The sequence below is a fragment of the Streptomyces sp. HSS9-12 genome (genome assembly GCF_054963655.1).
On the sequence record NZ_JBUEGC010000047.1, the window covers coordinates 1 to 18810 of the forward strand.

Below are 18810 nucleotides of genomic sequence, written 5' to 3' on the forward strand. Positions count from 1 at the left end.
GTGCTTGCAGTAGAGGTTCGCCGCCAGTGCGGCTTGAGGGGTGTGCCGCAAAACCCATACGGCTCCGCGGCAACCCGAGATACGTTACGGATCCGGCAGGCCCGTGTCAAGAGGCGGACCTCCCGGCTGCGGGCCGCTCCTCGGCCGACGGTTGGTGTCAGTCGAGGTCGCTCAGCCGACCGTCGGAGTCCGGCTGGGTCTCCTCCACGCGGCGAAGCAGGCGGCCGAGCATCTCGCCCAGCTGCCGACGCTCCTTGTCGGAGAGGTCCTGGAGCAGGTTCTCCTCAAAGACCGAGGCCATCCGCATCGCCTCGAGCCACTTCTCGCGCCCCTCGGCCGTCAGCTCGACGATCACCCGCACGCGGTTGCTCTCGTCGCGCTCCCGCGTGACCAGCCCTTCGGCGGCCATCCGGTCGATGCGGTGTGTCATGGCGGCCGGCGTGAGGCCGAGCCGCTTCGCGAGGTCACCGGGGCCCAGTTGGTACGGCGGCCCGGAGAGGACGAGGGCCTTGAGGACCTCCCACTCGGCGTTGCTGATCCCGAGGTCGCCGGTCTGTCGTCCGTAGGCGACGTTCATCCGGCGGTTGAGCCGCTGGAGCGCCGAGACGATCTGCTCGACCTGCGGGTCAAGATCGCGGAACTCGCGCTGGTAGGCCGCGATCTGCTCTTCGATGCTCGGCTCGTCCGGGCCTGAGCCCGAGCCTGCGTCTGCCTGGGCGTGGGCGGTGTCAGCCATGCCTCGAGTATCGCACGAAACTCATTGGCTTTGAAGTCCTTCTTATTGTACTCTTTAGCATCGAACTTTAGGCCTGAAGTCTTCAGTCTTCGACTCTCCATGTTCCTTCACAACCTGTAGGAGGTGAGCGTGACCACCGCGATGGGGGCAGCGCTGCGCCGGATTCAGCTGGGCAATGCGCTGAGCGCGTTCGGCAACGGCTTCACGGTCCCGTTCCTGTTCATCTATGTGGCACAGGTGCGTGATCTCGGCGCGGGTACGGCTGGTGCGGTGCTCGCGGTCCTCGCCATGGCTGCGCTGGCCGTACTCCCGTTCACGGGTCGGGTCATCGACCGGCGAGGCCCGCTGCCCGTAGCCATCGCGGGGTCGGTGGCGGCCGCCGTCGGGTCGTTGACTCTCGGACTGGTCAGCCACGAGGCCCTGGTCATCGCCGCGGCGGGGCTGATGGGGGCGGGTATCGCGGTGATCCAGCCGTCGCTGGCCACGATGATCGTGTGGTGCTCGACGACGGCGACCCGGTCGCGCTCCTTCGCCGTGCAGTTCTTCCTCAACAACCTGGGGCTCGGCGCCGGCGGCCTGCTCGCCGGGCTCATCGTGGACACCTCGCGGCCGTCGAGCTTCGTCACCCTGTTCTCGATCGAGGCCGTGATGTTCCTGGTGCTGGGGGCGACGGTCGCGACCGTACGGCTGCCCAGCGCGCCCACGGTCCAGGACGCCGTGCCGACCGGCGGCCGGACGAAGGGTGCCTGGCGGAGCCTGCTCGGCGACCGGGCGATGGTGCAGCTGTGCGTACTGGGCTTCGTGATGTTCTTCGCCTGCTACGGGCAGTTCGAGGGGGGCCTGGCCGCCTACGCCGTCGAGGTCACCCGGATCTCACCCGCGATGCTCGGTGCGGCGCTCGCCGCCAACACCTCGGTGATCGTGCTCGCGCAGTTCGTGGTGCTGAAGCTGGTGGAGCGGCGACGGCGCAGCCGGGTCATGGCCCTGGTCGGCCTGATCTGGACGCTGGCGTGGGTGGCGGCCGGGGCCTCCGGGCTGGTCCACGGGAACCGCACGTTCGCGACGGCGGCGATCATCTCGACGTACGCGCTCTTCGGGCTCGGCGAGGTGATGCTGTCGCCGACCGTGGCTCCGCTGGTGGCGGACCTGGCGCCGTCCTCGCTGCTGGGGCAGTACAACTCCGCCTTCGCTCTGGTGAAGCAGCTGGCGCTGGCGGTGGGTCCGGCGGTCGGCGGGATCTTCGCCGGCGCGGGCCTGTACACCTCGTACATCGCCCTGCTCATCGGGTGTTCGCTGCTCATCACGGTGCTTGCGCTGTGGCTGGGGCGGGGGCTCAGCGCGGCACAGGACAGGCCGGGCGGAACCTCCATCGTCGTACGGGCCTCCGTGCCGAAGGCCGTGCCGCGGCCTCGTACCGAGCAGCCGGAGCCTGAGTGCGAGCCCGGACCGGCGGATGCCGCGGCTGTGGCCGCCGGCGCCTGACCCTTCGCGGCTCCCCGTATGTGTGCTGCCGGTGGGCTGGTCAGCTGCTGACCAGCCCACCGGCAGTGCTGTTTTCAAGCCGCCGGGAGCGCGAACTCGCACCAGACCGCCTTCCCACCGCCCGGGGTGCGGCGCGAGCCCCATGAGGACGCGATCGTCGCGACGATCGAGATCCCGCGGCCGGCCTCGTCCACCGGCTCCGCGCGCCGCCGCCGCGGCAGATGCTCGTCGCCGTCCGTGACCTCGATGATCAGTCGGCGGTCCGTACGGCGCAGGCGCAGCCGCATCGGCGGGGTGCCGTGCTGGAGGGAGTTGGCGACGAGTTCGCTGGTCGCCAGGACGCCCAGGTCACGCAGTTCGCTTGGGAACCGCCAGCTGGCCAGCACCCCTGATGCGAAGGCGCGTGCCCGCGGGGCGGCCTCCACCCCGCCCAGCAGTTCCAGCGCCGCGTTGTGGAAGAGCCCCGCGTCCTGGCCGGTGCGCGCCGGGTGCTGGAGGACGAGCACGGCGACGTCGTCGTCGTGGTCCGCGGTGACGCCCAGGGCGCGGATGAGGCGGTCGCACATGACCTGGGGCGAGCCGGTCGCGCCCGCGAGGGCGCTTTCGAGGGCGGCGACGCCTTCGTCGATGTCCTCGCCGCGCCGCTCGACCAGGCCATCTGTATAGAGGACGGCGGTGGAGCCGGGGCCGAACGGTACGGAGCCGGAGGTGTGCAGCCAGCCGCCGGTGCCCAGCGGTGGGCCGGTGGGCTCGGCGGCACGGCGGACCGTGCCGTCCGGGCCGCGGACGATGATCGGGAGGTGGCCCGCGGAGGCGTAGACCAGGCGGCCCTCGTTGGGATCGTGGACGGCGTAGACGCAGGTGGCGATCTGACTGGCGTCGATCTCGGCGGCGAGGCCGTCGAGGAGCTGGAGCACCTCGTGCGGGGGGAGGTCGAGGCGGGCGTAGGCCCGTACGGCGGTGCGCAGCTGGCCCATGACGGCGGCCGCACGGACACCGCGGCCCATGACGTCGCCGATGACCAGGGCGGTGCGGCCGGCGCCGAGGGTGATGACGTCGTACCAGTCGCCTCCGACCGCGGCGTCGGTGCCGCCGGGCTGGTAGGTGGCGGCGACGCGGAGGTCGTCGGGCTGCTCGAGCTCTTGCGGGAGCAGGCTGCGCTGGAGGGTGACGGCTGCCTCGCGCTGGCGGCGCTCACTGGCCCGCAGCCGCTCGGCGGCCTCGACCTGGTCGGTGACGTCGGCGGCGAAGACCAGCACTCCGCGGTGGGGCTCCGGGGCGCCGTCGGAGGCGTCGTCGGTGTCCCGGACCGCGCTGTCGGCCGGGATGTCGATCGGGCTGCAGGTGAAGGTGTAGTAGCCGTGGCGGGACTGGCCGCCGCCTACGGAGGCGCGGGTGACCCGGCGGGACTTGACCGTACGGGGCTTGCCACTGCGGTGGACCTGGTCCATCAGCGGGAGCAGGCCCAGCTCCGCGAGCTCAGGGAGCGCTTCATGGGCGGGCGCGCCGGGGGCGCGCGGGCCGAAGACGGCGGCGTAAGCGCCGTTGACGTACGCGATGCGGTGCTCGGGGCCATGAACGACCGCGACCAGGCCCGGGACCTGGCCGAGGACTTCCAGCACGGAGAGTCCGGCGACGCCGAGGGGAGCGGGCGCGGTGGCAGGCTCGCCGGTGGACCCGGCGGGCGGGACGGGCACGGCGGACTGCTGATGCTCACCGCGCGCCGCGGGCACGGGGCTTCCACCGCCGGCGGGCGCCGCGGCAGGCTGAGGCTGCCGAGGCCGCGCGGCACGGTCGGTCCGTGCGGCGGTGCGCCGCTGTGTTCCGGGGAGCCGGGCGCTCCAGCGCGTGAAGTTCACTGAGTTTTGCCTCGTGATGTCGCTTCGGGTCAGCCAGGCCGCCCGGGGTGCAGCAGGGCGTTCGGATTCGTAATTGGCAGATATGAGCCCACCCATGGTCACACGTCCAGTGTGGCCGACCGGACTGACATAGGTCAGACGCGGCTGGGCGCTGGGGAGTTCCGGGCTCCGCCGGGCGTGCCGCCCACCAATCACGTGGTTTCGTTGTGGCGGCCCGTACCGGCGGCGAGTTCGAACTCCGCGCGCGGGTTCTCGAGCGAACCCAGCGAAACGATTTCTCGCTTGAAGAACCCGGCCAGGGTCCACTCGGCGAGCACGCGCGCCTTGCGGTTGAAGGTCGGCACCCGGCTGAGGTGGTACGCGCGGTGCATGAACCAGGCGGGGTAGCCCTTCAACTTCCGTCCGTAGACGTGGGCGACGCCCTTGTGGAGGCCGAGGGAGGCCACCGAGCCGGCGTACGCGCGCCGGTACTCGTGCAGCGGCTCGCCGCGCAGCGAGGCGAGGATGTTCCCGGCGAGCACCTTCGCCTGGCGGAGCGCGTGCTGGGCGTTGGCGGCGCACGTCGCATCGGGATCGTCGGAGGTGAGGTCCGGGACGGCGGCCGCGTCGCCCGCGGCCCAGGCGTGCTCCACCCCGTCGATCTGGAGGGTGGCCTTGCAGGTCAGACGGCCGCGCCCGTTACGGGGAAGGTCGGTCGCGGCGACGATGGGGTGCGGTTTGACGCCCGCGGTCCACACGAGGGTGCGGGTGGGGAAACGGGAGCCGTCGCTGAGCACCGCCACCCGGTCCTCGCACGACTCGAGGCGGGTCTGCAGGCGTACGTCGATGTTGCGGCCGCGCAGCTCGCGTACGGCGTAGCGGCCCATCTCCTCGCCAACCTCGGGCAGGATCCGGTCGGTCGCCTCGACCAGGATCCACTTCATGTCGGACGCCGAGATGTTGTGGTAGTAGCGGGACGCGTCGCGGGCCATGTCCTCCAGCTCGGCGAGAGCCTCCACTCCCGCGAAGCCGCCGCCGACGAAAACGAAGGTGAGGGCCGCGTCGCGGACGTCGGGGTCGCGGGTGGAGGAGGCGATGTCCAGCTGCTCCAGCACGTGGTTGCGCAGGCCGATGGCCTCCTCGACGGTCTTGAAACCGATGCCGTGGTCGGCCAGGCCGGGTACCGGGAGGACGCGGGAGATCGAGCCGGGGGCGAGGACCAGTTCGTCGTAGGGCACCTCGATGGCGCCTGTGCCCTCTTCCTCGGTGGCGAGGGTGGTGACGGTCGCGGTGCGCTTGGCGTGGTCGATGGATTTCGCCTGCCCGATGACCACCTGGCACTCGTCGAGGACCCGGCGCAGCGGGACCACGACGTGCCGAGGGGAGATCGCGCCGGCGGCCGCCTCGGGGAGGAAGGGCTGGTACGTCATATACGGCTCGGGGTCGAGCACGACGACCTTGGCCTCGCCGGGCTTCAGCTTCCGCTGGAGGCGCAGCGCGGTGTACATCCCGACGTAGCCACCGCCGACAACGAGAATGCGCGCCGGTTCCTTCACAGAGGGTCTCCTCGCGACGTAGCTCCACCCCAGGGGGTCCGCTGCCGGGGGCCGGCCCGCAGCGGAGCCACTGACGATCGCTGTGTCCCCGGGAAAACACAGCACCTTCCCATGAGGCACCCGCGGCGAGCATTTGTCCACAGGCCCAGCGAATTGTGTGAGCGGTGGAAGCAATGAGTCCGGAGCGTCGGCCCGCTGCGGGCGCGGGGCAGCGGTGCAGGTCAGGGTGGAGGACGGGGACGAGCGGGGGTATCAAATCGGGGCGGATCGGGCGCGTACTCCGATCGGAGGGCGCGCCGTACGGAACTGCTCCCTCTTCTTTCTTGACCTGGGCTCAACTATCTTCGTACTCCGTCGGGGTGCTCGACCCGCTCCCCGACCGTCACGGCGGGGAGAGTCTCCGGGGGGAGACGTCATACACCGGGGGAACACGTATGCATATTCAGGGCTCTACTACTCATGTATCCGCTGCCCTGGGCTTTGACGAGGACGAGCGCGCGGTGTCGGCGGACGGCGCCGGAGTCGGCGTCGGCCCGGGGGGAGCCGGGGCGGGAGCGGCCGGGCCCGGAGGATCCGGGGCAACGGGGCGCTCGGCGCCGCTGCGAGTGGACGCGCAGCGCAATCTGGAGCACGTCCTGCGGGCGGCGCGCGAGGTCTTCGGCGAGCTGGGGTACGGCGCGCCGATGGAGGACGTGGCGCGGCGGGCGCGAGTCGGCGTGGGCACCGTGTACCGGCGGTTCCCCAGCAAGGAGGTGCTGGTCCGGCGGATAGCCGACGAGGAGACGGCCCGGCTCACGGATCAGGCCAGGGCCGCGCTGGGGCAGGAGGACGAGCCGTGGTCGGCGCTGTCCCGGTTCCTGCGCACGTCGGTGGCTTCCGGCGCGGGCCGGCTGCTGCCACCGGAGATACTGCGGGTCGGGGCCGATCCGCAGCCGGGGGCGGTGACAGCCGGGGCTGACGTGGTGGAGGCGGCCCAGCCATCCGATGCGGCGGGTGCGGTCGAGGGTGCCGCGGCTTTGGAGGGCCCGCGGGCCTGCGAGACGGCGGGGGTCGCCGAGACCGCCGAGGGGCGGGTGCCGCACCAGCGGCAGGCAGCCCGGCCGGAGCAGTCCGAAGCGGGGACCGTAGAGGCGGTCGGCCAGGGCGGCGGCCGGAGCGGGAGCGCGGCGGCGCTGCTCGAGGTGGTCGGACGGCTGGTCGAGCGGGCCCGGGCGGCCGGTGAGCTGCGCAGCGATGTGACGGTGGCCGATGTGCTGCTGGTGATAGCCACGGCAGCGCCGTCCCTGCCGGATCCGGCGCAGCAGCAGGCGGCATCGGCGCGGCTGCTGGACATCCTGCTGGAGGGCCTGCGTTCCAGGCCGGTTGGCTAAGGATCGCCCCTTCTGTCGTATGTCCGAGCGTATGTGGGTGCGTGCCCCGATCGAGTGAGCTACGTCTGCTGTCTCATACGAAGCCACCCCGGACGAGTGGTTGAAGGCGTTGAACGGGTAGGTAGTTGAGCGGCGTGTGACACGCTGACGCATGTTCAAGTCTGACGGGCGTGTACGGGGGCTTCCGCTATGGGAGTTGACGGGCGAGGCGAGCCACTCGGTGGTGGCGGGGCGCGCAGCGGCGGGAAGGGGCAGGCGGGCGGATTGCCCCAGCGCCAGGCGTCGGCTCCGGGGCAGGGGCCCGGGTCGGCTCCGGGTCAGGGGCCTCGGCGGGTGCCGGGGCAGGGGCCCGGGTCGGCTCCGGGGCAGGGGCCTCGGCGGGTGCCGGGGCAGGGGCCCGGGTCGGCTCCGGGTCAGGGGCCTCGGCGGGTGCCGGGGCAGGGTGGGCCGCTCGTTCCTGAGCCGGGTGCGGATCTGAGTGTTCCGCAGCAGCGAACCGTCGCTGACACGGACCCAGCCGGCGCCTCCGCTGCTGGTCCTGCTGGTCCTGTTGCTCCTCCTGCCGAGGCTGCCGCTCACGCTGCTCATGCCGCTGCCGCAGCGGTGGCGCCGCCGTCCGACGCCCAGCTGATCAGCCTGATGCGGGCCGGTGACGACAGTGCGTACGGCGAGCTGTACCGGCGCCACTCGGACGCGATCCGCCGATACGCCCGTACCTGCTGCCGTGACCCGCACACCGCGGACGACCTGACGGCCGAGGTCTTCGCCCGGACGCTGCAGGCGGTGCGCGGCGGCGCGGGGCCGAACTCAGCAGTCCGTGCCTACCTGCTGACCACGGTGCGGCGGATCGCGGCGGATTGGGCAAAGACCGCGAATCGGGAGCAACTGGTCGAGGACTTCGCGGTCTTCGTCACCTCCGCGACCCCTGCATCGGCCACCGCTGCCGAGCACACGCTCGAACTCGGTGCGGACGTCCAGGCCATGCACCAGGCAGAGCGGTCGATGGTTGTGCAGGCGTTCCGCGGCCTGCCTCAGCGGTGGCAGACCGTCCTGTGGCACACCGCGGTGGAGGAGGAGTCGCCCAGCACGGTCGCCCCGCTGCTCGGGCTGACGGCGAACGCGGCGGCGGTGCTGGCGCACCGGGCGCGGGAGGGCCTCAAGCAGGCTTACCTGCAGGCGCATGTGAGCACGTCGCTCACCTCGGGCGGCGACTGCGCCCGCTACGCCGACCGGCTGGGTGCGTACGCGCGTGGCGGGCTGCGGACGCGGGCCGAAGCCGGGCTGCGCAAGCATCTCGAGGTGTGCGGCGAGTGCCGCTCGGCGCTCCTTGACGTCACCCACGTCAACGAGCGGCTGGGCGCGCTCCTGCCGGTCGCGGTTCTCGGCTGGCTCGCCGCCGGCTACTCACTCAAGACGGCCGGCGCGGCGGGCGTCGGCGCGGCAGGCACAGTGGCGGGAGCGGCCGCCGCAGCCGCGGGTGGCGCCGCCACGGGCGGTACGGCCGGCGCCGGGGCGGCAGCCGCAGCGGGCGGTACGGGCGCGGGCAGCGCAGCCGGCGCTACCGCCGGCGCCGGGGCGGCAGCGACCGCAGGCGGCACTGGTGGAGGTGCCGCGGCCACCACAGGCAGCACAGCGGCAGCTGCGGGCCTGGGCCCGACAGGCGGAGGCGTTACGGCGGGCACAAGTGGCGCAACGGCCGCAGGCGGTACGGGGGCCACCGCAACCAGCACGGGCGCAGGCGTCACAGGGGCAGCGAGCGGTCCGGGGGCCGCAGCAGGCCCGGGTGGGGCAGCCGGCGCTACCGCTGGCGGCGGGGCGGCAGGGACCGCAAGCGGAGCGGGCACGGCCGCCGTCGCGGGCACCGGCAGCACATCGGCAGCCGCAAGCTCAAGTGCGGTCGGCGGAAGCGCTGCTGCAGGCACAAGTAGCGGAGCTGGCGCGGTTGGCACGGCTGGCGCCGGAGGTGGCGCCGCAGCGGGCGGTACGGGTACAGGCGCCGCAGCGGGCACAAGTGGCAATGCCGCCGCAGGCGGTACGGGGGCCACCGCAGGCTCAGGCGCGGCTAGCGCTGGCACCGGGACGGCAGGAACCGCGGGCGGAGCGGGCACAGGCGCCGCAGCGGGCACGGGCGGCACGGCGGCAACCGCAGGCTCCAGCACAGCGGCCGCAGGTGGTGCAGGTGCAGGTGCCGCAGCCACCACAGGCGGCGCGGTCACGAGCGCCGCAGCCGGCGCGGGCAGCACAGCAGCGGCCGCAGGCTCAGGCGCGGCAGGAGGAAGCACCGCCGCAGGCTCAGGCGCGGCAGGCGGAAGCGCCGCCGCGAGTACTAGTGGCGCTGCGGGCTCAGGCGCGGCAGCGGCCGCAGGAGGCGCCGCCGCGGGCGCCTCAAGCTCGAAAGCAGCAGGCGCAGCCAGCGCGGCCGGCGTCGGCGCTGGTGGTACCGGCGCTGGTGGTACCGGCGCTGGTGGTACCGGCGCTGGTGGTACCGGCGCTGGTGCGGGCTCGGGTGCGACGGGGCTCGGGTCGGCGGCCAAGGTCGCCATCGCGGCTGGGGTGGCGGTTGCTACCGCGGCCGCCGTGTTCGGCCTGGCCGGCGGGGGCGGGCAGCACGCCGAGCACAAGCCGCAGGCTGGGAAGCCGACAGCGGCCCCCGTAGCGCCGCCGGAGCAGAGCCCGAAGCCGGGATCGAGGCCGGGCTCAAAGGCCAAGCCTGACCCCGAACCTGACCCGACTTCTCCGCTCCGGCCGGAGCCCACACCGCCGCACGCTCCGTCGGCGCAGCTCCGGCCTGCTCCCGATGCCAAGCCGACACCGTCAACCCATAGCCCGTCCTCACACCAGGCACCCCCCAAGCCGCCGCGCAAGCCGGCCCCGCCCGCTCCCCCGGCGTCGGCCCAATACCGGGTCAGCCAGCTGGAGTTCGACCTGACCGGCGACAGCAGGAGGCCGGAGGTGCGCAGCGGCGAGAGCTCCTGGATGTGGCGGCGCCCGGCCATGTGGATCGACGGCGCCCACTACGACCACGGGGTGACGGTGCGCGCCAAGTCGTCCGTGGTCATCGACCTCAACCGGTCCTGCACCTCCTACGACGCCGTCGTCGGCGTGGACGACCTGAACCTGGGGCTCGGCGCCGTCCGGTTCTCCGTCTATGCCGACGGAAGCCGCCTGTGGCAGTCGGGACTGATGCGCGGCGGGAAGGCAGGGGTGCCTGTGCATGTACCGCTGACCGGCCGCGAGACCCTCCGCCTTGTCGTGGTCCAGCACACGGCGCTCGACTCGCTCGCTCTGGCCGACTGGGCGCGGGCCCGTATCACCTGCGTCTGACCGGTTCGGTGTCTCACAGGGACGGTCGCGGCACCACGCCGCCCGCGACCGCCCGCTGGCGCGGTGCGGACGCGCCCGTCCAGCAGGTGCCCCGGCGGGCCAGCAGGCGGCGGAGCCACAGCTCGGTGGAGACCAGTTCCGCCAGCCCGTCCATGGGGAGCGGTTCGCCCTGGGCCGCCGCCCGCAGGGCCTGGCGTACGACGCGGGCCTCGATCAGCCCCGCGTCGGCGAGCAGCGGGGCGTCGAAGAGCGCGACGAGGTGTTCCACGGAGGCGCTCAGCCCGGCCCGTACGGCTGCCGTGTGGGAGGCCTGCGAGGTGGCGCCCCAGCCGGCCGGCAGGTCGCGGATGCCCGCGCCGGCGAGGACGGCGCGCAGGACCGAGGCACGCGCCCCCGGCTGCACCCGGAGCGCCTCGGGCAGGGCCCGGCAGGCGCGTACGACCTGGTTGTCCAGAAAGGGCGCGTGCAGGCGCTGGCTGCGCAGCTCCACGGCCTGCTCGAAGATACGGTGGTCCGCGGCGTACCGGGCGAGCGCGGCCCGTGCACGCCGTTCGCCGGGACGTTCCAGCGGGCTTCGGTGGCTCGTCGCGTCGCCCAGCAGAACCGATACTTCAGCGAGCGCCTCCCCCGTCAGCCAGCGGGCGGCTGGTCCGGGCCGGCACCAGGCGAGAGCGGCCAGCGAAGCGTCCACGGCACCACCCTGTCCGGCGGCCGCCCGCCCGCCGCCCGCACCCGAGCCGTCGGATCTGCCGTTGCCGTAGCTGCCGTTGCCGTAGCTGCCGGCGCCGTCGTCGTCGAACCGTCGCTCGAGCAGGCGTGCCGCGACCTCGCGCATGCCTTCGTGGTACGGAGTGCGCGCCAGTTTGCGGGCGGCGCGATAGACGGCGAACGGTACGAACAGGGAGTGCGCCGATGGCCCGTCCGCCTTCGCCAGCGCCGCCACGGGCCGCAGCAGCCGCCGCCGCTGGCGGTCCATCAGCAGATCCGCCAGCCGTGCCGGGTGTGCGTCGAGAACCTGCCGCGCGCCATGGCCGACGAGATGGTCCGCGCTGCCCGCGGCGAGCCGCTGCCGGTGCCGCCCAGCGGTGACGAGCGAGGGCCCGGGCTCGTCGGTGAGCGGCACCTCGAGGTCCGCGTACGGCAGGGCATCCGCACCCGCCGGGACGACCACGTGGTGCAGCCGGGGATTGGCGGCGATGCTGCGGGCGCGCTCCAGCTCGGCCTCGCGCACCTGCCGGCCGGCCGCCCCCACCGCCAGGTCGTTGAAAGTGACGGCGAGCAGCCGCTGGCCCGCCTCGGCGCCGTGCCCGAGGGGCGTGCCGGGCACGCCCGGCAGCCCGGCGGCGAGCAGCGCGAGGGTCGCGGAGGCGCTGCCGCCGGAGAGGTCGGCGCCGACGCCGGGCGCGGGCCCGCCGCGTGCGGCGCGCCGCTCGGCGGGCCCCATGCCCGGCACCGGCCCGGGGTCGGGCTCGCGTTCAGGCGCGTGCCGGGGTGCGGACAGCCGGGCCCGTACGGCGTCGACGAGGGCGTCCCGTACGCCGTCCACAGCCTGTGCGGCGTCGAGTTGTGGTGCGGCGACGGCGAGCGAGGCGGTCGGTTCGTAGCCGGCGATCTCGCGGGCGCCGTCGCGCAGGATCAGCGCGTGACCGGGCGGCACCCGCCGCACACCGGCGTACGGGGTGCGGTCGCCGAGGGCCTCTGGAACGTCGGGGCAGGCGAGCAGCGCGGCGAGGTGGGTGATGTCGAGCTCGGCCTCGATGAGGTCGGCAAGCGGGAGGGCGGCGGTGGCGTATGCGGTACCGCGGTCCCAGGGGGTGTAGAAGACGGGCCGGGCACCGGCCAGGTCACCCAGGATGGTGATGCGTCGGCCGACTTGGACGACGGCGGTGTAGCTGCCCGGCCAGGCCGTCAGGTGCCGCAGGGCGCCGCCGCGTGCCGCGAACAGCCCGACGCGCAGCTGCTCGTCGTTCGCTCCACAGCTCCCGAGGACGGCGAGCCGGGCGACGGGCACCTCCTTGCCGGAGGCTGGGGGGTCGGCCCGTACGACGCGCACCTCGTCGGGCCGCCAGTCGCCGACGATCCACAGTGGATCGGGGTCCGCCCAGAGCAGTTGGGCCCCGACGGGGTGGATCGCGGGGCTCCCATCGCCGCGTGTACCGGGCCCGCGGCGGTCGCCGTAGTGCATTCCCGTGGCGGCATTGCTCCATCCCACCAACCACCGCATCGCCGCCTCCACAGGCTGTGGGCACCCAAGACGTAGCAGTCATCATGCACAGCTCGCCGACGAGTGCCGTATCGCATCCGGCGACGCCCTGGTCACGATGCCCGGCCGGACACAGAAGCCGTACCGAAAAGCCGGGCCGTAACGGCTGAGCCAGGCCGTGCCGGCTGTGCCGACACATCAACCGGGTTGCCGCCGAGAGGAGATGCTGCCCCGTCGACGACCATGCTGCCACGACAACGGCGCGCTGGACGGCTGCGAGCAAAGGGCAATCAGCACGCGCGCCGGAGACGGTCCGGAGAATGCCGGGAACCCCAGGTCTCCGGCGACCAGGCGCCATTCGGCCAAACTGCCGGGACGCGGTGGGGGCGGCGGCTCCGGCGGGTATGGCAGGTATGACGGGCGCAGTGCTCGGCGAGGGCCGTACGTACGGACGGGTGCTGCGCGCGGGCGACCAACGTGCAGCGGCGCAGCCCGGGAGGCAATCGGCGCCTCCCGGACTGGTCCGCCGCCCGCGGGGATTGAGGCGACGGTGTCCCCCGGCCCACTGGATCCGGCGCAGTGGGCCAACCCACGCACCGCCCATGGAAGCGCTCTCCCCGCCCCCCGCACAGAGCGCACGGCCAGGCGCACAGCCACACACTCCGGGAGCACAACGCCCCCTGTGCGCACTGGGTTCGGACAATAATCCCGCCATACGGTTCCCTGCCCCTTAACGGTAGGGATGCGGCGAACTACGCTGGGTTTACGAATGCCCCGTGCCTATGCCGGGGCGGTCGTCGGTGTCAGGGGTGGCGCATGTCGAGAGAGCAACGCGGGCCGAACGAGAAGCTCGGCACGGTTCTCGCCCTCGCGGGCATCAGCAACGCCGGACTCGCGCGCAGGGTCAACGACCTCGGTGCTCAGCGTGGTCTGACTCTTCGTTATGACAAGACATCGGTCGCCCGGTGGGTGTCCAAGGGAATGGTGCCGCAGGGAGCAGCACCTCACCTCATCGCTGCCGCCATCGCGGGCAAGCTCGGCCGGCCCGTGCCGCTGCACGAGATCGGCCTGGCCGACGCCGACCCGGCGCCCGAGGTCGGCCTCGCCTTCCCGCGCGAGGTGAGCGCCGCCGTACGCTCGGCCACTGAGCTGTACCGGCTGGATCTCGCCGGGCGGCGGGCCGGCAGCGGCGGCATCTGGCAGAGCCTGGCCGGATCGTTTTCGGTCAGCGCGTACGCCACTCCCGCTTCGCGCTGGCTGATCACCCCGGCCGACAGCGCCGTCGCGCGCGAGCCGAAGGAGGCCGAGGCGGGCGGCGTGGACGGAACGCCGCAGCGCGTCGGCCACAGTGATGTGGCGAAGCTGCGCGAGGCGGCCGAGGACGCGCGCCGCTGGGACTCCAAGTACGGCGGCGGGGACTGGCGTTCGTCGATGGTGCCGGAGTGCTTACGAGTCGACGCGGCGCCGCTGCTGCTCGGCACGTACAGCGATGAGGTGGGCCGCTCGCTGTTCGGCGCGACCGCCGAACTCACGCGGCTGGCCGGCTGGATGGCCTTTGACACCGGCCAGCAGGAGGCCGCGCAGCGCTACTACATCCAGGCGCTGCGGCTCGCCCGCGCCGCGGCCGATGTGCCGCTCGGCGGCTATGTACTCGCCTCCATGAGCCTCCAGGCGACCTACCGCGGATTCGCCGACGAGGGCGTGGACCTCGCGCAGGCCGCCCTGGAGCGGAACCGGGGGCTGGCCACGGCCCGCACCATGAGCTTCTTGCGGCTGGTCGAGGCGCGCGCGCACGCCAAGGCCGGGGACGCGCAGGCGGCGGGGGCGGCGCTGAAGTCGGCCGAGGGCTGGCTGGAGCGGTCGCGGGACGGGGACGCCGACCCGGCCTGGCTCGGCTTCTACACCGAGGACCGGTTCGCGGCGGACGCCGCCGAGTGCTACCGCGATCTGAAGGCGCCGGGCCAGGTGCGGCGCTTCACCGAGCAGGCGCTGTCCAAGCCGACGGAGGAGTTCATCCGCTCGCACGGGCTGCGGCTGGTCGTCTCGGCCGTGGCCGAACTGGAGTCCGGCAACCTGGATGCGGCGTGCGCGCAGGGCGCGCGGGCGGTGGAGGTCGCCGGACGAATCTCCTCGGCGCGGACCACGGAGTACGTCCGCGACCTGCTGAACCGGCTGGAGCCGTACGGGGACGAGCCGCTGGTCGCCGAGCTGCGGGAGCGGGCGCGGCCGCTGCTGGTCGCGCCGGCGTGACGGCGCGGGCCTGACGCGTGACGCCGCGGGCCTGACGCGTGACGCCGCGGGCCTGACGCGTGACGGCGCGGGCCTGACGCGTGACGGCCTCGTGTCGCAGGTAACTGCGTCGGTGGCTCGAGGGCGTGATGGCGTAACGGTGGGTAGTGGTGGCGCGGCGAAAAGTCTGCGGCGTCCCGCTGGCCGCTGGGTTTCGTCCGGTTGTCAGTGGGCCAAGGCATCATCGTGACTGTCGGTGTGCGCGGGGGCCGGGAGGAGGAGCGGTGACGTACGACAGCGACGTGCTGGTGATCGGCGGCGGGATCGTCGGCCTGTCGACGGCATACGCGATCACGCGCGCCGCGCCTGGCACGCGCGTCACCGTGCTGGAGAAGGAGCAGGGGCCCGCGCGGCACCAGACGGGGCGCAACAGCGGTGTGATCCACAGCGGGATCTACTACCGGCCGGGGTCCCTGAAGGCGCGGTTCGCGGTGCAGGGCGCGGCGGAGATGGTCAAGTTCTGCGCCGAGCACGGCATCGCGCACGAGGTGACCGGCAAGCTGATCGTCGCGACCGAGCGGTCGGAGCTGCCGCGGCTGCACGCCCTGGTCCAGCGGGGGCGGGAGAACGGCATTCCGGTGCGGGAGCTGGGCCCGGCCCAGATCGCGGAGTACGAGCCGGCGGTGCGGGGGCTGGCCGCGATCCATGTCGGCACGACGGGGGTGTGCGACTTCGGGGCGGTGGCCGCGCGACTGGGCCGGCTGGCCCAGGATGCCGGGAGCGAGATCCGGTACGGGGCCGAGGTGCGGACCATCGGGCGGCGGGCCTCGGCGGTCGCGGTGCGTTTGGCGGACGGGTCGGTGCTGCGGGCGCGGGCGCTGGTGAACTGCGCGGGGCTGCACTGCGACCGGGTGGCGCGGCTGGCGGGCGATGAACCAGGCATGCGGATCGTGCCGTTCCGGGGTGAGTACTACGAGCTGGTACCCGGCCGTTCCGATCTGGTGCGGGGCCTGGTCTATCCGGTGCCGGATCCTGCCTTTCCGTTCCTCGGCGTGCATCTGACCCGGGGCATCGAGGGCTCGGTCCACATCGGGCCCAACGCGGTGCCCGCGCTGGCCCGGGAGGGGTACGACTGGCGGACCGTACGGCCCGCTGAGCTGGCGGCGACGCTGGCGTACCCGGGCTCGTGGCGGATCACGCGCCGGCACTGGCGGTACGGCGCGGGCGAGCTGCACCGGTCGTTGTCCAAGCGGGCTTTTACGGAGGCCGTGCGGCGGCTGCTGCCGGAGGTGACGGCGGCGGATCTGATTCCGGCCCCGGCCGGGGTGCGCGCTCAGGCGGTGCTGCCGGACGGAACGCTCGTCGACGACTTTCTCTTCGCCGAGTGGCCTCGCATGGTGCATGTGCTCAATGCGCCGTCGCCGGCCGCGACCGCTTCGCTGCCGATCGGGCGGGAGGTGGCCCGGAGGGCGCTTGCCGCGCTGGGGGCGGCGGTGAGCGCGTAGGCGCGCGGGCGCGGGGTGCGCGGGCGCGGGGTGCGCGGGCGCGGGGTGCGCGGGCAGCGGGGTACGGTGCGCGGGCCGGGGTTGGGGGCTGCCGCCGTAGAATCGGACATTGTGTCTGAGCCGAGTATCTTCCCCGCACCCCTGCCCGCCGACGGTGACGACCGGCACGCGGCCGGGGCGTCCGGTCTGCCCGCGCGCTCGGCGGAAGAGTCGGTGCGCAGCCCCGGGAAAGGCTCGAAGGAAGGCAAGCAGCTGCTGTTCCCCGGTGGGCCGGCCGCCGACCCGGCGGGCTCGCACCATGAGCGGCGGATCCGTAGCTTCCGGCCCCGGCGCGGGCGGGTGACCGTCGGACAGGCCGAGGCACTGCGCCGACTGTGGCCGAAGTGGGGCCTGGACATCGATGGCCAGGCCCGGCTGGACCTCGGTGAGCTGTTCGGCGACCCCAGCATGCCCGTCGTCCTGGAGATCGGCTTCGGCATGGGCGAGGCCACGGCCCAGATGGCCGCCGCCGACCCCGGTACCGGCATCCTGGCCGCCGATGTGCACACCCCCGGCCAGGGCAACCTGCTGAATCTCGCGGAGCGGAACGGCCTGTCCAACATCCGGGTGGCGAACGGCGACGCGATCATCCTGCTGCGCGAAATGATCGAGCCCGGTGCCCTCGCCGGGCTGCGGGTCTTCTTCCCTGACCCCTGGCCGAAGAAGCGCCACCACAAGCGACGTCTGATCCAGCCGGAGTTCGTCGAGCTGGCCGTCTCCCGGCTGCGGCCCGGTGCGCTGGTGCACTGCGCGACCGACTGGGAGCCGTACGCCGAGCAGATGCTCGAGGTGCTCAGCGCCAACCCCGATCTGGAGAACACCCAGCCGGATGGCGGCTACGCCCCGCGTCCCGACTTCCGTCCGCTGACGAAGTTCGAGAGCGCGGGCCTCGACAAGGGTCACGTCGTCCACGACCTGTTGTTCGTACGGCGCTGACGCGAGCCGGCGTGATGGCGTACGGCCCGGCGCCTCTGTGACCTTGGCCGGAGTCCTGGGCTATCGCACCGGTGCGTCCCCGCCCCTGGTTAGGGTCGACAGGTGCATCCGTCTCCGCTTCCACAGCATCCGCCGGTGCCGACGTACCAGGCGCAGCCGCAGTTCGACGCCGTGCCCGAGCAGGCACAGTGGCGGTACCGCCCGCGTCGGCCGCTGTGGGACAGCAAGGTGCTGCGCGTCGGCGCGCTGGGTACCCTGCTCGCGCTCTCCGGTCTCGTCATCCTCGCGCTCGTCCGGCAGGAGACCGGTACCGAGGGCTTTCTGGTCGGGCTCGGGCTGGCCGTGCTGCCCCTGCCGCTGCTCATCGGCGTCTTCCGCTGGGTCGACCGCGTCGAACCCGAGCCATGGAAGAACCTGCTGTTCGCCTTCGCCTGGGGGGCCTGCGCCGCGACGCTGGTGGCGATCATCGCCAATGGGTTCGCATCGGAGTTGATAGCGACCCGGGTGGGAGAGTTCTCCCGCAGCGAGGCCGACACCTGGAGCGCCGCCGTCGTCGCCCCTGTCGTGGAGGAGAGCGCGAAAGGCGCCGCTGTGCTGCTGCTGTTCGTCTTCCGCCGCCGTGACTTCGACGGCATCGTCGACGGCGTCGTCATCGCCGGAATGACCGCCACGGGCTTCGCCTTCACCGAGAACATCCTCTATCTCGGCAATGCCTTCGGCGAGGATCAGGCGGTCGGCTCGTTCGGCCTCCAGTCGGTCACCGCCGCGACCTTCTTCATCCGCATCGTGATGTCGCCGTTCGCCCACCCGCTGTTCACGGCGCTGACAGGGATCGGCTTCGGCGTCGCGGCCCTGGCCGCGACGCGCCAGCGCGCCCGCCGCATCCTCGCGCCGCTCGCCGGGCTGCTGACGGCGATGGTGCTGCACGCCGTCTGGAACGGTTCCGCCACGCTCGGCGGACTGGGCTTCCTCGCCGTCTACGGCATGTTCATGGTCCCGGTCTTCGGCCTGCTGACCTGGCTGGTGATCTGGTCCCGGGGCAACGAGCTGAAGACCGTACGCGGCCAGCTTCCCGCGTATGTGGCAGCGGGCTGGCTGGCGCCGCCGGAGACGTACGCACTGTCCTCGATGAAGGCCCGGGCGCTGGCCCGCAGTGTCGCGCGCCGCGCCCACGGGCCGGCGGCGGCCCGTGCGGTGGCCGAGTACGTGGGGTTCGCCACGGCCCTGGCCTTTCTGCGGCAGCGGGCGCACCGGGGGGCGGCCGGGGCGGACTTCGCCGCCCGGGAGCAGGAGTTGCTGCACCACTTGTGGCAGCGGAAGGACGTGGCGCAGCCGGCGCTGGTGCAGGCGGCGGCGGTGACGGTCCGGCCGTGGGGGCCGCAGGGGGTGCCGTACGGGATGCCGCCGGGGTCTCTGTACGGAGCGCCCTCCGGGTACGGGCCCTGGCCGACGACCGGGCAAGGACCGGGCCCGTACCCGGCCCCAGGGCCCCACACTTCCGGCCCGTACTCGGCCCCGCCGCCAGGAGTCGGCCCCGGGCCGTACCACCCTCAGTCCCCCTACGGACGGTACGGCGCGCCCGGCAGCTGACG

12 protein-coding genes are annotated in these 18810 nt (G+C 73.2%); 8 read left to right on the forward strand and 4 right to left on the reverse strand.

Features of this window, described 5'->3' with window-relative positions; translation table 11 throughout:
- Positions 1–157: 157 nt before the first annotated feature.
- The gene (locus ACY34J_RS22515; RefSeq protein WP_462728427.1) at positions 158–736 is read right to left on the reverse strand and encodes a MarR family winged helix-turn-helix transcriptional regulator; all 579 of its coding nucleotides are present in this window, start codon (positions 734–736) and stop codon (positions 158–160) included.
- A gap of 129 nt (positions 737–865) precedes the next feature.
- Between ACY34J_RS22515 and ACY34J_RS22520 the strand changes: the two genes are divergently transcribed.
- Positions 866–2218 carry an MFS transporter gene (locus ACY34J_RS22520; protein WP_462728428.1) on the forward strand — a complete coding sequence of 451 codons (1353 nt, stop codon included), beginning with the start codon at positions 866–868 and terminating at the stop codon, positions 2216–2218.
- A gap of 74 nt (positions 2219–2292) precedes the next feature.
- On the opposite strand, the gene ACY34J_RS22525 is transcribed toward ACY34J_RS22520, so the two are convergent.
- Both ACY34J_RS22525 and ACY34J_RS22530 read right to left on the reverse strand, forming a co-directional pair.
- On the reverse strand, positions 2293–4077 hold the full coding sequence (locus ACY34J_RS22525; protein ID WP_462728429.1) for an ATP-binding SpoIIE family protein phosphatase: 1785 nt from the start codon (positions 4075–4077) through the stop codon (positions 2293–2295).
- A 191-nt stretch (positions 4078–4268) separates the two neighbouring features.
- A complete protein-coding gene (locus ACY34J_RS22530) occupies positions 4269–5612 on the reverse strand; it encodes an NAD(P)/FAD-dependent oxidoreductase (RefSeq protein WP_462728430.1) in 1344 nt (447 codons plus the stop codon).
- Between the two features lie 434 nt (positions 5613–6046).
- Between ACY34J_RS22530 and ACY34J_RS22535 the strand changes: the two genes are divergently transcribed.
- The 3 genes from ACY34J_RS22535 (at position 6047) to ACY34J_RS22545 (ending at position 10306) form a co-directional block, all read left to right on the forward strand.
- Positions 6047–6982 (forward strand): TetR/AcrR family transcriptional regulator, encoded by a 936-nt coding sequence (locus ACY34J_RS22535; protein WP_462728431.1) that lies wholly within the window; start codon positions 6047–6049, stop codon positions 6980–6982.
- Between the two features lie 478 nt (positions 6983–7460).
- Positions 7461–7613 carry a hypothetical protein gene (locus ACY34J_RS22540; RefSeq protein WP_462728432.1) on the forward strand — a complete coding sequence of 51 codons (153 nt, stop codon included), beginning with the start codon at positions 7461–7463 and terminating at the stop codon, positions 7611–7613.
- Positions 7614–7621: 8 nt separating this feature from the next.
- Positions 7622–10306: a sigma-70 family RNA polymerase sigma factor gene (locus ACY34J_RS22545; protein ID WP_462728460.1), complete on the forward strand. Its 2685-nt coding sequence runs from the start codon at positions 7622–7624 to the stop codon at positions 10304–10306.
- A 13-nt stretch (positions 10307–10319) separates the two neighbouring features.
- Here ACY34J_RS22545 and ACY34J_RS22550 read toward each other — a convergent pair whose 3' ends face one another.
- Positions 10320–12530 (reverse strand): asparagine synthase-related protein, encoded by a 2211-nt coding sequence (locus ACY34J_RS22550; RefSeq protein ID WP_462728433.1) that lies wholly within the window; start codon positions 12528–12530, stop codon positions 10320–10322.
- A gap of 795 nt (positions 12531–13325) precedes the next feature.
- Here ACY34J_RS22550 and ACY34J_RS22555 point away from each other — a divergent pair.
- The 4 genes from ACY34J_RS22555 to ACY34J_RS22570 all read left to right on the forward strand — a co-directional run bounded on the left by ACY34J_RS22555 (position 13326) and on the right by ACY34J_RS22570 (position 18808).
- Positions 13326–14759 (forward strand): MFS transporter, encoded by a 1434-nt coding sequence (locus tag ACY34J_RS22555; protein ID WP_462728434.1) that lies wholly within the window; start codon positions 13326–13328, stop codon positions 14757–14759.
- Between the two features lie 263 nt (positions 14760–15022).
- A complete protein-coding gene (gene lhgO, locus ACY34J_RS22560; RefSeq protein ID WP_462728435.1) occupies positions 15023–16243 on the forward strand; it encodes an L-2-hydroxyglutarate oxidase in 1221 nt (406 codons plus the stop codon).
- 213 nt (positions 16244–16456) lie between these two features.
- A complete protein-coding gene (gene trmB / locus ACY34J_RS22565) occupies positions 16457–17218 on the forward strand; it encodes a tRNA (guanosine(46)-N7)-methyltransferase TrmB (protein WP_462728461.1) in 762 nt (253 codons plus the stop codon).
- 135 nt (positions 17219–17353) lie between these two features.
- Positions 17354–18808 (forward strand): PrsW family intramembrane metalloprotease, encoded by a 1455-nt coding sequence (locus tag ACY34J_RS22570; RefSeq protein ID WP_462728436.1) that lies wholly within the window; start codon positions 17354–17356, stop codon positions 18806–18808.
- Positions 18809–18810 lie beyond the last annotated feature (2 nt).

Coding starts and splice junctions, on each gene's coding strand:
- ACY34J_RS22535 (WP_462728431.1), top strand. CDS start 6,047: ATGCATATTCAGGGCTCTACTACTCATGTATCCGCTGCCCTGGGCTTT.
- ACY34J_RS22555 (WP_462728434.1), top strand. CDS start 13,326: ATGTCGAGAGAGCAACGCGGGCCGAACGAGAAGCTCGGCACGGTTCTC.
- ACY34J_RS22515 (WP_462728427.1), bottom strand. CDS start 736: ATGGCTGACACCGCCCACGCCCAGGCAGACGCAGGCTCGGGCTCAGGC.
- ACY34J_RS22550 (WP_462728433.1), bottom strand. CDS start 12,530: ATGCGGTGGTTGGTGGGATGGAGCAATGCCGCCACGGGAATGCACTAC.
- ACY34J_RS22545 (WP_462728460.1), top strand. CDS start 7,622: ATGCGGGCCGGTGACGACAGTGCGTACGGCGAGCTGTACCGGCGCCAC.